Here is a 12,896-nt window from a genome sequence, read left to right as displayed (position 1 = left end):
CCCCTCCGATCGCTGGATATCTCCTTGATGCAGCTAAGGGATTCGTTTCAAGAACTTAGCCGAGAAACAATTTCAGGACCGGAGGCCCGATTGACTCAGTTGAGCAATCGGAACAAATAATGAACATATCAGCTTAGAGAACCGCTGCAAACCCTCAAGGAGCAACAAATCCGCCGTGGCCAACCCTGCGCTAAACCCTGTCCTGGCGGAGCTACGCGAGCGCATCGGCCAGCTCGAAGGCGGTCCGCAACGCGCAAAGCAGGTTCTGCCTTTCGGCGTTGCGGAGGTCGATCGGGCCTTGCCCGGAGGAGGGCTTGCCTTCGGTTCTCTCCATGAGGTCGCCGGCGGCGGAGGGGGAACGGTCGACGGGGCCGCGGCTGCGCTCTTTGTTGCGGGCGTTGCCGCCAGAGCGCGGGGCAAGGTGCTCTGGTGCATGACGCGTCCGGACTTGTTTTTTCCAGCGGTTGCTCAGGCCGGGCTCCATCCGGACCGTGTCGTCTTCTGCGAAAGCGACCGGGAGGAAGAAGCGCTGTCAGCGATGGAGGAGGGACTATCCTTTGGCGGACTTGCAGCAGTCGTCGGCGAACTGGTCAGGCTGCCGATGAACGCGTCGCGACGCCTGCAACTCGCCGCCGAGAAGACGGGCGCCATGGGCATCGTGCTCCGACGCTGGCGACGACAGAATGAGGCCTTGGATTATGGGCAGCCGACGGCCTCGACGACGCGGTGGCGCATCAGCACGCTGCCATCGGAAAGATTGCCGGTCGCGGGCGTGGGGAGGGCCCGCTGGTTGGCGGAATTGATGCGGGTGAAGGCGGGCGAATGCGCCGAATTTGAAATTGGAGCCCCCGATGCCAAGGGTCGTATCTGTCTACTTCCCACAGCTCCCGACCGAGCGGATCAGACGACACGCGGGCGAAGCCTTGCCGGCTGACAAGCCGCTGGTCGTCGTTGCCCGCAGCGGCTCAAAGCGCTGGATTTCTGCCGCCGACACCGCCGCATTGAAGCTCGGTCTTCGCGTGGGAATGCCGGCCAGCAAGGCACAGGCCATGGTGGCGGATCTTCTGATGGTCGACGCAGCGCCAGGTGAGGATGCCGCCGCACTCGAACGGCTCGCGCTCTGGGCGCTCCGACAATATAGCCCGGTCGTCGCCGTCGATGGCGCCGACGGTCTCGTCATAGACACCGAAGGGGCCGATCATCTGCGTGGCGGAGAGGCGCTTCTGGTTTCCGGCCTCGTCAACGTGCTGAGGGGGCGGGGGCTGACCACACGCGCCGCCGTTGCCGACACCTGGGGTGCCGCGCATGCGCTCGCGCGGCTGCTTTCGGCCGAAACAACCGTCGTGCCGACGGGCGATGTGCCAAAGGCGGTCATCGATCTGCCGATTGTCGCTCTACGGCTGCCGGCAGAGACAATCCAGGGCCTGCGTGTTCTTGGCATCGATACGGTTGGTCAGCTTTCGGCCATGCCGCGCGCGCCGGTAACCTTGCGGTTCGGGCCAGAGCCTGCGCGCCGATTGGACCAGATTTTCGGGCGGGTCGCCGAACCGATTGAGCCGATCCGCACGCCGGAGCTGGTCGAGGTTGCGAAGAATTTCGCCGAACCTATCGGCGCGCCGGAAACGATCGCCAAATATGTCCGTCGGCTGGTCGGCCAACTCTCCTCCCGTCTTGCGGAAGACGGCCTCGGCGCGCGGCGCTGCGACCTCTTCATCCATCGCGTCGACAACACCAGGCAGCATCTGCGTGCTGGTCTTGCCAAACCTGTCCGCGATCCGGCGCGCCTGTCGAAGCTGCTCTGCGACCGCATCGAGACGATCGATCCCGGCTTTGGCATCGAGAAGCTGTTGCTTGTAGCGGTCTTCGCCGAGCCGCTGGAGGAGCGGCAGGTCGCCTCATCGCTCATCGAGGAGGAGGTCGCGGACATTTCACCGCTGGTCGACATTCTCGGCAATCGTGGCCATCGCCTGTTCCGCGTTGCACCTGTCGCGTCGGATGTGCCGGAGCGTTCGGTTCGCCGCATCGCCGCGACCGCGCCTGACATCGGTGAGGCATGGGCGGTGAAATGGCCGCGCCCGACACGGCTTTTCGCAAACCCCGAACGCATCGAGGTCATCGCACTTCTGCCGGACCAGCCACCGGCGGTCTTCACTTGGCGGGGCAAGCGGCGGAAGGTCGTGCGCGCCGACGGGCCGGAGCGGATTTTTGGTGAGTGGTGGCGGAGACCACGCGAGTTCCAGGCGGTGAGGGACTATTTCGTGGTCGAGGATGAGCTTGGTGAGCGCTACTGGGTTTATCGTGCTGGCGACGGCATCGATGCGGAAACCGGCTCCCACTTTTGGTTTGTGCATGGGGTGTTCGGATGACGCGCTATGCCGAACTGCAAGTCACGACGCATTTCTCGTTTCTGCGCGGGGCATCCAGCGCTGACGAGCTATTCGCTACGGCCGCCGCGCTTGGCATCGACGCGCTCGGCGTCGTCGACCGCAACAGCCTCGCCGGCATTGTGCGCGCCTGGGAGGCTGCCAAGACCACCGGCGTCCGACTGGTCGTCGGTTGCCGCCTGGACCTCACCGACGGCATGTCGCTCCTCGTCTATCCCATGGACCGGCCAGCCTATTCCCGGCTGACCCGGTTGCTGTCCCTCGGCAAGAGCCGCGGCGGCAAAGGCAATTGCCTGATTGATTTCGCAGATGTCGCCGACCATGCCGCCGGCATGATCGGCGTGCTCGTGCCGGACGAAGCCGACGAGACCTGCGGCGTGCAGCTTCGCAAGATGGCCGAACTGTTCGGTGATCGCGCTTATGTGAGCGTCTGCCTGCGTCGCCGGCCGAACGACAAGCTGCGCTTGCATGGCATCGCTACGATGGCGGCACGCCAAAGGGTCAGAACCGTCGTCACCAACGATGTCTTGTTCCACGAACCTGGCCGTCGGCAGTTGCAGGATGTCGTAACTTGCATCCGCACCCGCTCGACCATCGACGACGTAGGCTTTGACCGTGAACGTCATGCCGATCGTTTTCTGAAGGCGCCGGAGGAGATGCATCGGCTCTTTAACGAATATCCGGAAGCGCTAGCCCGCGGCCGCGAGATTGTGGAGCGTTGCAAGTTCGATCTCAAGGAACTGCAATACCAGTACCCGGAGGAGGCCATTGTGCCTGGCCTCGATCCGCAGCAGTCGTTGGTCAAGTTCACGTGGGAGGGGGCGGCCAGTCGCTACCCCGAAGGCGTACCGGACAAGGTTCGTAAATCTCTGCTCGACGAACTCGAGTTGATCAGGATCATGAACTACGCGCCATATTTCCTCACGGTTTTCTCGATCGTTCGGTTTGCCCGATCGAAGGGTATTCTTTGCCAGGGTAGAGGCTCTGCCGCCAATTCCGCTGTCTGTTATTGCCTCGGCGTGACCTCTATCGATCCTGATATGAACGACCTCCTCTTTGAGCGCTTTATCAGCCAAGAGCGAGATGAACCGCCGGACATCGACGTCGACTTTGAACACGAGAGACGCGAAGAGGTCATCCAATGGATCTTCGAGACCTACGGTCGGAGCCGAGCCGCCCTCTGTTCGACCGTCACCCGCTATCGGGCAAAGGGCGCCTTGCGTGACGTTGGCAAGGCACTGGGCCTGCCGGAAGACATGATCGGGCAACTATCGTCCGGAGTTTGGGGCTGGTCGGAGGGAGTATCCGAGCGCCAGATTCGAGAGAACAATCTAAACGCTGCCGATTACCGGCTGATGTTAACGCTGGAATTGGCGCAGCAGCTGATGGGCGCACCGCGCCATCTCGGTCAGCATCCCGGTGGTTTTGTCCTGACCCATGACCGTCTCGACGATCTCGTGCCGATCGAGCCAGCGCGTATGGACGATCGCCAGGTCATCGAATGGGACAAGGACGACATCGAGGCGCTGAAGTTCATGAAGGTCGACGTGCTCGCGCTCGGCATGCTGACTTGCATGTCCAAGGCCTTTGCCCTGATGGCCGAGCACAAGGGCGACGTTCGCGACCTCGCTTCGATCCCGTCCGAATGTTCACGGACCTATGCCATGATCCGTCGTGCCGACACGCTCGGCACCTTTCAGATTGAAAGCCGCGCACAAATGTCGATGCTGCCGCGGCTGAAGCCGCAAACCTTCTATGACCTCGTTATCCAGGTGGCGATCGTCCGGCCGGGTCCGATCCAGGGCGACATGGTGCATCCTTATCTGCGCCGGCGGGAGGGCAAGGAGCCGGTCGACTATCCAACGCCGGAACTGGAGGCGGTGCTTTCGAAGACCCTTGGCATTCCGTTGTTTCAAGAGTCGGCGATGAAGGTGGCGATGGTTTGTGCTGGCTTCACCGGCGGCGAGGCGGACCAGTTGCGGAAGTCCATGGCGACCTTCAAGTTCTCCGGCGGAGTCAGCCGGTTCAAGGACAAGCTCGTCGCTGGCATGGTGAAGAACGGCTACACGGCCGAATTTGCAGAGCAGACATTCTCGCAGCTGGAGGGGTTCGGGTCCTATGGCTTTCCAGAAAGCCATGCGGCCAGCTTCGCCTTGATTGCCTATGCGTCGAGCTGGGTGAAATGCCATCACCCGGACGCCTTCTGCGCGGCGCTTTTGAACTCGCAGCCAATGGGATTTTATGCGCCGGCCCAGATCGTTTCGGATGCGCGGGCGCATGGCGTTGAAATCAGACCGGTCTGCGTCAACGCCTCCCGGTGGGACTGCACGCTCGAGGAGATCGAAGGAAGCCGCCTCTGCGCCGTTCGCCTTGGCATGCGAATGGTCAAAGGGCTCGCGACCGCGGATGCCGCGCGGATTGTGGCCGCGCGTGCCGACGAGCCATTCGCCTCAGCCGATGATCTGTGGCGGCGATCTGGTGTGCCGACGGCTGCCCTCGTCACGCTTGCCGAAGCGGATGCCTTTTTGCCGTCGTTGCAGCTCCAGCGCCGTGACGCTCTATGGGCAATTAAAGCCTTGCGCGACGAACCGCTCGAGCTGTGGGCCGCGGCCGCCGAGCGCGAGGCGCGCCAGTTTGCTGAAGTGCAGGAGCCCTCGGTTGCTTTGCCCTCGATGAGGGCTGGACACGAGGTTGTTGAGGACTATTCCCATACCGGCCTTACTCTCCGCCAACATCCGGTTGCCTTCTTGCGCAGTGACCTTCGCGAGAAACGGATGGTCACATGCGCCGAAGCCATGGCTGCCCGGGATGGCCGATGGTTGATGACCGGTGGGCTCGTGCTTGTGCGCCAGCGGCCGGGTTCGGCGAAGGGTGTTATGTTCATGACGATCGAGGACGAGACCGGCATCGTCAACGCGGTCGTCTGGCCGACGCTATTCGAGCGCCAGCGCCGGCTTGTCCTTTCCGCCTCGATGCTGGCGATCAATGGTAAGATCCAGCGAGAAGGCGACGTCGTGCATCTCGTCGCACAGCGACTGTTCGATCTTTCCGATGATCTTGGCCAACTGGGGGAGCGAGGAGAGGCCTTTCCGCTCCCGCATGGGCGGGGTGACGAGTTCGCGCATGGGAACGGGGCGCCGGATTCACGGGACCGGCCGAAGGCCGCCGCGCCGGCGCGCGATATCTTCATCCCGGATTTGTTGATCGACCGGCTGAAGGTGAAAAGCCGGAATTTTCATTAGCCGACGGGGAGATCATCATCCCTAGTAAGGGGCCGCCCGAATGAATTCTAATGGCAATGCCATCCAAGATCGGTGTAGGTGAAGTCGTCACCCTTGAAGGCGATGCGGGTGCGGTAAGCCCGCGCGCAGGCGTAGGTGAAACAGTCGCCCATGTTCAGCCTGGCGGGATGGTTCATGATCTTGCCGAACTGCTGCGCGGCATCGAGGGCCTTGGCGCCTACGTCGCCGGAAATCATCGCTTCCTTGCAGTCCAGGTCGGAAATGAACTGATCGACCAGACGGCGTGCAGTATCCAGCATTTGAGGAGTTGCAGGCTTGTCGCGGCCCGCTGCCTCGGCTAGCCGCCGCGTGAGCGACAGCGTCGCTTCCATTCGTACGACCGCCGAGATGTAGTAGGGACCGCCGTCCTGCTCGAGCCGATCGATCAGGGTGGAGGCGTCTTCTTCGTCGGCGAGAATGGCAACGACAACCGAGGCGTCGATGAAGAGCATCAGTCCTCGCCCCACATCTCGTCGGTTTCCTGCTTGTGATCGCCGCGCGCAAAGGCACCGGCCTCGCGGGCCATGGCGAGGGACTTTGCAAGCCGCTCACGGACGGGAAGGTCGGCTCTGCGTTTTGCGATCTCGTGCTTCAGCGCAGCTTTGACCGCATCCACCTTGCTGGATTTGGTGATGCTGATAAGCTCCTCCGTGAGCCGGTCGACCTCGGGGTCTTTGATATAGAGCGGCATGGCAGCATATCCTTTCGAGGATATTATCATATCCTCGTTTTCATATCCTCGCCAGTCCGGATAATGACTGCCACGCGATTATTCAGACGGCAGGTTCGCGGACAAACGCATCTCGAACTCCTGCCGATCCAGCCGACAAAGCGTCCCGCTAACCGCATCGGTGAGACGCGGCAAATCGATCAAGCGATTGTCTCAAGGATCTCGTAGTCTGCAACAAAGGCGCCGGGGCCGCTGTTCAGCAATAACAAGATGTTGGAATGCGAGATCGGCACGGTCACCACCTTTTCGATTTTCGTGCTCGTCCACTCCATGTCTGGATCTGCCGCAAAGTCCTCGCGCATGGCGAGCACCGTGCGTCTTGCCTCTTCGAGATCGACAAAAAAGATGTCCCGCAGCCCAGTGGGTTTCCAGCGCTCCTCGAGAGGAAGCGCGGCCTCGGAATAGGTGTAAAAAGTATAGGCAAGTCCTTCAGCCAACGGTTTCCCCCTGAAGCAGTTTCGGCGGTGCGCCCCCGCCTTCCAATGCTCATTGACCCCATGATCGGGGTGTTGGAAACCGTGTGTAACGGCCCTGAGCTTTTAGTTCGGAGAACCCGGACATAGCGCCAGGCTCCCCGACCAAAAGGTCAAGGAGTGTGATGCTGTATCGGCCAGCATCAACTGTTCACAGGGGTTTCCACGCCCCGAAGCGGCGCGTACCGCTTCGGGGTGAACGACATGGCATCTCGTTTAATTTGTCCTGAAATTTCTTCGCAGCTCCCCCCACAACCCGCGACTTTTCAGAACCTAGACGTCTGTGCAGGTGGCCGGGAAACGGGAACGGCGCGGCGGTAAGGGAGGAAGAGGAGGGCTGGCCGGAGGAGGCGGGCTGGGAGGCTGGAGAGAGCATCCGGCCGGCCCGCCAAGGAGCCGCATCATGCCCGATCACCTTCAACCTCACCGCAAACCAGATCATCCTGCCTGCCCACCGCAACACCGCCCCTCAGCAAGTTGCGCGATCATCCCTCAGATCGCCCTGCCATTCGTTGTATCGTCGATCTCGGCCATCCGCCGCATTTCCATCACGCCGGAGATTTCGGATCTGCTCGCTCAGGGCGCCGCCGTGGCGATTGGCGTGTCCGGCGGCAAGGACAGCCAGGCTGCCGCCATGGCGACCTTTGAACATCTCGATCGCATCGGCCATACCGGCCCTCGTCTGCTCATCCATGCCGACCTTGGTTCCGTCGAATGGGCGGATTCGCTTCCGACCTGTGAGCGGCTATCCGACCATCTCGGCGCCGAGCTCGTCGTCGTCCGCCGCAAGCAAGGCGGATTGTTGCACCGGTGGGAAAGCCGTTGGCGGTCCAATGTCGCGCGCTACGAAAACCTCAGCACGGTGACGCTCGTCCCCTGCTGGAGCACGCCGGCGATGCGGTTTTGCACGTCCGAGCTCAAAACCTCGAAAGTTCATGCGAAACTCAAACGCCGGTTCACGCGGCTGCCAATCATCAGCGTGACCGGCGTCCGACGCGAGGAAAGCCCCCAGCGCGCCCGCGCCGCGATCATCGACCATAAGCCGGGCGAACGGATATGGACCTGGCGGCCGATCCTCGTGAGCGTCTCCAGCGTCGATGAACTGGAGCGTTGGCGCGCGGCGATGACAAAGACCCGCGTCTTCATCAAGGTCGACTTGGGCTTCTTTCGTGCGGGGGCATCGCCACAGGATGCAGGTCCACTGCTTGCGGCGGCGAACGCATACTCCGACGTGCAGGTCGATGGAATCTATGCACACATGAGCGAGCTTCCAACCTCAAAATCATCCGAGGCGGGGATCCAACTCCACCGGATGCGGGCGATCCTCGCCGAGGCCGAGGTGCGTGGAGACCGACCCGTCATCGCCATGATGTCGAGCACGGAGGGCGTTCTCACCTATCCGGAAATGGACATGGACGCTGTCGATCCGGGTGCGCTATTTGTTGGGTTACCGGAAAGTCATGCACCTGTCCGCCGTGTTGTCTTGCAACAGGCATTGAAAACGATTTGCACTACGGTCGTCGCTGTTAAACACGTCGATGCCTCCCTTGGTCCGGTCCCCGACCTCCCAGGCTTTCGGTCGGGGATGAAGCTCGGTGTTCTTGGCATGGGATGGGGTGACGGCCTCCCCCGGCAGGTTCCGCCTGGTGCTGAAGCGCTCGTAGGCGGTACGCGAGCCCGTCTCTTGCCGCCGGCTCATCTCGAACACGTGCGAATTGATCTCTCGAACGCCCCCGATGCCCGCTTCGGTGACAAGGTCGTGCTGCTCGGCAGGCAGGGAGACGAAGTCATCACACATGAGGAAATTGCGGCGGTTTGGGGGACCGATGTCGTCGGCATCTATGCGGGCCTGCGCGATCACATTCCGAGAATCTACACCTGAAACCACATCGAAAACCCAGAAAGGGGAACCAGATGAACATCCCGAAAATCACTGTCTTTACTGTCGTTCTGAGTATCTTGGCCGGAATGGCCAAGGCCGAGGATGCCAAGACGATCAGAATTGCCACGGAGGGGGCTTTCCCTCCCTGGAACTCGGTCGATGCGTCCGGGGAGCCAGTTGGCTTCGATATCGATGTCGGCGTAGCGCTCTGTGTGCGGGCGAACCTCAAATGCGAATTTGTCACCCAAGCCTGGGATGGGATCATTCCCGCTCTGACGGTCGGAAAATACGATGCCATCATGGCCGGAATGTCGATAACCGAGAAGCGCAAACAGATCATTTCCTTCTCGGAGCCCTATGCACTGACCTCCAACTATTTCGTTGTTTCAAAAGCGGTCGACCTTCCGACGATGGAGAGCGCCTCGAAGCTCGATCTCACAACAAAAACGGACGCCAGCAAGCGCGTCTTGGCGGACCTGAAGGAAAACCTGAAAGGGCGGTCAATCGGTGTGCAGGGCTCTACAAACGCTGAGGTATTTGTCAGGGATTACTTTGGCGACGCTGTCGAGGTTCGCAGCTACGACAAGCAGGACAGCCTCAATCTTGATCTCGTAGCTGGTCGGATCGATGGCGGTTTGGCGGACTTTTCCGTCTGGAAGGCGTTCTTGGAATCCAATGATGGAGACTCGGCCCAACTCTACGGGCCGCGCATCTCGGGCGGAGTGTTCGGACCCGGCGTCGGGATAGGTCTCAGGAAAGATGACGCGGTTCTGACAGAAAAGTTCAACGGCGCCATTCAGGCCATTTCGGAAGATGGCACGCTGAAGGCGATCAGTCTGAAATGGTTCGGCGCGGACTTGGTCACGCGATAGCCTGGGCTTGAGTTTCGCGAGACGTTGGCGTGAGTAGCCACGTCTCGCGCTTGGGGCAACGGTTCGTCCCCATAAGATACTAAGTACTGGCGCACCTTGCGGAACCAGTGACCCTTCAACCTACGCGCTTAGGGCCTGTCGGCCACTGCTATCAAAGCAACTCGTGGAAATGCAATTCTCGGCACCACTATGCTCAATCATCCCGGCTTTCGGATGCAACGTCACTGGCGCTGTCATCTAGAGATTTAGTTGCTTCACTAACCAGGAGGTCACCCGCTTTGATAAATGCAATGCTGATTAGACAGTGCAGAAAGTAAGCGTGGTGATTGTGGGCTAGGTCTCGCTACTCGTCCAACATTCCGAAAATACGCTAGCGTATCTGATGATGTGGGTGTTTGAATTGGGGGACGCTGTTCTTTCTCCTTCATCATTCTCTCCGCCGCGTCGTACTTTCTTGCCTGCATGACGGCCGGATACGACAACCTTGGTGCTTATTCACCAGAAAACAATCCTTGTGGCGGGAGAGTTGGAATGTCCGCCGTTGTGCAAAGTTAGAATGTCACAGGCCCATCATCCGCACGCCGATCAGCGCCCGAGCATGCGGCTGGTCGGGGTTGCAAGCGTGGTCGGGCGCGGGTGGTGGATACACCCCCTTCGGCTTTAGCCTCGAGACAATCCAGCCGCTCGTTCACTCCGCAGCATCGACCCGCGACAACGCTTTCTCCCGCCGCGCAACCACAGCCGGATCAAGCGTGAAATCCTTGCTCCGCCCCGGCTTGCGGCCAAGCGGTTTATAGCCAATCTTCTCGCTATTGCTCTTTACCTTCGACGAAGGCTTCTGATCCTGCAGCTCCTTGATGTAGGCCAGAACGTCACCAAGCCGCTTGTTCTCGGTGATCGCCGCATGCGTTACCCGCTGTTCCTTGTCGAACACCTGATAGGGCAGGGAATAGCGTTTCCAACGCACATCCAGCCGACCGTCAGCATAGGCATAGGTTTCGACATAGCGGCCAACCAGACCACGCGTCACCTCGGTCTCTTCCAGCATGATCCGCTTGCGCTCGAACGAAAAAGTCAGCTATGATCCGACATAACGCTGCTCGCGCTTGCACAGGATCTCCGTCAACCGATCCGGCGCCAGGTTTAGCAGCCGATGCAGATCGTCCGAATGGGCAGGGGTAACCGCAAATCGTGCATTGTAGTCCTCCATGAAGTCCGGCAAAAACGCGTTGCCGGCCTCCATGCTGTCGATGCCAGAAAGCCGCAACTCCTTGACCAACCGGTCCTGCAGCGTCCGGTTCATCCGGTCGACACGACCCTTGGCCTGGCTCGAATTTGCGCAGAGAATCTCGATGTTTAGCTCACAAAGCGCGCGCCCGAACTGGGTCATGCCCTGGCCACCCTTGGCATCCTTCTTCGCCACCCGGAACACCAAATGCTTGTCGGAGTAGAAGGCAATCGGCGCCCCATGACGCCCAAGATAGAGCGCCAGCGCCTCGAAATAGGTGAAGGCGCTTTCCGAGCGCACGAAGCGCAACTGCATCAATTTACCGGTCGCATCATCAACGAAAACCAGTAACGAACACGGCGGCCCACGATCCTCGAACCAGCGGTGCTCGGACCCGTCGATCTACACCAACTCACCATAAGCTTCGCGTCGCAGCCGCGGCTGATGAAACGTCCGTCGCTGCTTGCGCGACAACCAAAGTCCGGCATCGACCATCCAGCTGCGCAGCGTCTCTCGCGACACACACAAGCCATCACGCTCGGCAAGCTTCTCCGCCGCCAATGTCGGCCCGAAATCCGCATAACGTTCACGAACCAGCATCATCGCATAATCCCGAACCCCATCGCTGATCCGGTTGTTAGATGGCCGGCCGATCGCCTTGTGCCGGATCGACGCCGCGCCGCCAGTTCGTATCCGCTCCAACAGCCGACGCACCTGGCGCTCGCTCAGATCAAGCATATGCGCCGCTGACACCATCGTCATCCGGCCGGCGGCCACCTTCGACAAAATCTCGATCCGCTGCAGATCGCGCTCGCTCATCGCTATCAATCCCATCTGCAATCTCCCAGGCCTCAGTCAGACCGGGGAGTGTGACATTTCAACTTTCCAGAAACAGGACATTCTAACTTTGCGGCTACAATCCTAGATTGCATAATGTAGTTTATGGAACTATTGCTCGCGCGGTCATTTTCCCGTTAGCCGGCAATATAGGTGGTTCTACGCAGTTTGCGATTGCTGAACGGGCGCCTCGCTTTCGCACTCACCTTTATTACGTTGTGCGGAAATATACCTCGGTGGCTCGGAAAGCCCCGCCGAAACGCTTGCATTGAACAACGACGTCAATCGATGCTCTCAGCAAGTTCAAGATTTCGGCACGTTCCATATCTCGACCTGCGTCCGATTCCTTTATCAAGAGTGTCAGCTGCTCGAACGCGAGAGTGACGGAATCGGCGTGAACGGTGGTAATTGAGCCAGGGTGGCCGGAGTTGACGTTCCGGACATAGTAGAACGCTGTGCCGTCCCGAAGTTCCTGAAGTAGAATGCGATCAGGTCGCATCCGAAGACTGGATTCCAAAAGCTCCTTGGGCCCTGCATGGGACAGCCCCTGGCGGTCTTTCGAATAGAACAACCGCACATGATTGGGTTGTGGGATGATGAGCTCCGGCGTGTCCTCGATCGAAATGATCCGCTCACCCTCCGGAATGTGTTTGATCAAGGCTTTGGAGAGGGTAGTCTTCGCCGATCCCGTAGCTCCCGAAATTATGATGTTCTTCCGGGAGACGACCGCCTGTTTCAAGAATTCCTTGATCTGACCGTTGCTGTAAAGACTAAGCATTCGGCCGTCGTCGCTCGGGGCTTCCGTATCAGCGGTTCGCGTGCCTGCAAAGAACTGTCTTTCGGCCAGATCATCGAGCGTAAAATCCACGGACGACGGCTTGCGGATCGTAACGCTCACCGTTCCCTTAAGCGTTGCAGGGGGGATAACAATCTGAACGCGCTCATGCCCCGGAAGGGTCGCTGACAGGATCGGTCGTCGTTCGTCGATGGATTGGTGTGAAAAGCTGGCGACGGCCCGGGCAAGCCGCATGAGTTTGTCGAAGGAAAGCTCCGGAAGATCATGGGTCCGCCACCCACCGGGTCCTTCGGTCAGCACCTGCCCGGGCCGATTGACGATCACCTCATAGAGTGAGGGATCCTGCAAGAACGCCGAAAACGGCCTCAGCAACTCACGAACAACCGCCGCATCCTGCGCTTCTGTCATCGCCG

At 60.2% G+C, this 12,896-nt stretch carries 9 protein-coding genes and 1 pseudogene; 5 read left to right on the top strand and 5 right to left on the bottom strand.

Features of this window, described 5'->3' with window-relative positions; genetic code table 11:
• Positions 1-175 precede the first annotated feature (175 nt).
• The 3 genes from D0Y60_RS20135 to D0Y60_RS20125 are packed head-to-tail and all read left to right on the top strand — an operon-like array spanning position 176 to position 5,626.
• Complete coding sequence (locus D0Y60_RS20135) at positions 176-934, top strand: ImuA family protein (protein ID WP_117371745.1); 759 nt, start codon at positions 176-178, stop codon at positions 932-934.
• Positions 852-2,366 (top strand): DNA polymerase Y family protein, encoded by a 1,515-nt coding sequence (locus D0Y60_RS20130; protein WP_199564238.1) that lies wholly within the window; start codon positions 852-854, stop codon positions 2,364-2,366. Before D0Y60_RS20135 ends, D0Y60_RS20130 begins: the two co-directional genes overlap by 83 nt.
• The gene (locus tag D0Y60_RS20125) at positions 2,363-5,626 is read left to right on the top strand and encodes an error-prone DNA polymerase (RefSeq protein ID WP_117371743.1); all 3,264 of its coding nucleotides are present in this window, start codon (positions 2,363-2,365) and stop codon (positions 5,624-5,626) included. Before D0Y60_RS20130 ends, D0Y60_RS20125 begins: the two co-directional genes overlap by 4 nt.
• Before the next feature lie 47 nt (positions 5,627-5,673).
• Here D0Y60_RS20125 and D0Y60_RS20120 read toward each other — a convergent pair whose 3' ends face one another.
• The 3 genes from D0Y60_RS20120 to D0Y60_RS20110 form a co-directional block, all read right to left on the bottom strand.
• A complete protein-coding gene (locus tag D0Y60_RS20120; RefSeq protein ID WP_117371742.1) occupies positions 5,674-6,117 on the bottom strand; it encodes a type II toxin-antitoxin system VapC family toxin in 444 nt (147 codons plus the stop codon).
• Positions 6,117-6,356, bottom strand: coding sequence for a type II toxin-antitoxin system VapB family antitoxin (locus D0Y60_RS20115; RefSeq protein WP_117371779.1), 240 nt, complete (start codon positions 6,354-6,356; stop codon positions 6,117-6,119). Before D0Y60_RS20115 ends, D0Y60_RS20120 begins: the two co-directional genes overlap by 1 nt.
• Positions 6,357-6,535: 179 nt before the next feature.
• Entirely contained in the window at positions 6,536-6,832 is a 297-nt protein-coding gene (locus tag D0Y60_RS20110; protein ID WP_117371741.1) for a hypothetical protein, read from the bottom strand.
• A 439-nt stretch (positions 6,833-7,271) separates the two neighbouring features.
• Between D0Y60_RS20110 and D0Y60_RS20100 the strand changes: the two genes are divergently transcribed.
• Entirely contained in the window at positions 7,272-8,750 is a 1,479-nt protein-coding gene (locus tag D0Y60_RS20100) for an alanine racemase (RefSeq protein ID WP_245409248.1), read from the top strand.
• Between the two features lie 32 nt (positions 8,751-8,782).
• Entirely contained in the window at positions 8,783-9,622 is an 840-nt protein-coding gene (locus D0Y60_RS20095; RefSeq protein WP_117371740.1) for a transporter substrate-binding domain-containing protein, read from the top strand.
• A 688-nt stretch (positions 9,623-10,310) separates the two neighbouring features.
• Here the strand turns inward: D0Y60_RS20095 and D0Y60_RS20090 are convergent.
• Together D0Y60_RS20090 and virB11 are read right to left on the bottom strand one after the other, a co-directional pair.
• Positions 10,311-11,684, bottom strand: a pseudogene (locus D0Y60_RS20090) (ISNCY family transposase).
• Between the two features lie 214 nt (positions 11,685-11,898).
• Positions 11,899-12,891 carry a P-type DNA transfer ATPase VirB11 gene (gene virB11, locus D0Y60_RS20085; RefSeq protein WP_117371739.1) on the bottom strand — a complete coding sequence of 331 codons (993 nt, stop codon included), beginning with the start codon at positions 12,889-12,891 and terminating at the stop codon, positions 11,899-11,901.
• Positions 12,892-12,896: the final 5 nt, after the last annotated feature.

This window comes from Shinella sp. WSJ-2 (assembly GCF_003432075.1).
Taxonomy (GTDB): domain Bacteria; phylum Pseudomonadota; class Alphaproteobacteria; order Rhizobiales; family Rhizobiaceae; genus Shinella.
The sequence above is the reverse complement of the archived record's forward strand: the minus strand, read 5'-3'. Positions and strand labels throughout refer to the sequence as shown.

Excerpts from the sequence above, each read along its gene's own strand:
- D0Y60_RS20130 (WP_199564238.1), top strand. The coding sequence starts at position 852 with ATGCCAAGGGTCGTATCTGTCTACTTCCCACAGCTCCCGACCGAGCGG.
- D0Y60_RS20125 (WP_117371743.1), top strand. The coding sequence starts at position 2,363 with ATGACGCGCTATGCCGAACTGCAAGTCACGACGCATTTCTCGTTTCTG.
- D0Y60_RS20120 (WP_117371742.1), bottom strand. The coding sequence starts at position 6,117 with ATGCTCTTCATCGACGCCTCGGTTGTCGTTGCCATTCTCGCCGACGAA.
- D0Y60_RS20115 (WP_117371779.1), bottom strand. The coding sequence starts at position 6,356 with ATGCCGCTCTATATCAAAGACCCCGAGGTCGACCGGCTCACGGAGGAG.
- D0Y60_RS20100 (WP_245409248.1), top strand. The coding sequence starts at position 7,272 with ATGCCCGATCACCTTCAACCTCACCGCAAACCAGATCATCCTGCCTGC.
- D0Y60_RS20095 (WP_117371740.1), top strand. The coding sequence starts at position 8,783 with ATGAACATCCCGAAAATCACTGTCTTTACTGTCGTTCTGAGTATCTTG.
- virB11 (WP_117371739.1), bottom strand. The coding sequence starts at position 12,891 with ATGACAGAAGCGCAGGATGCGGCGGTTGTTCGTGAGTTGCTGAGGCCG.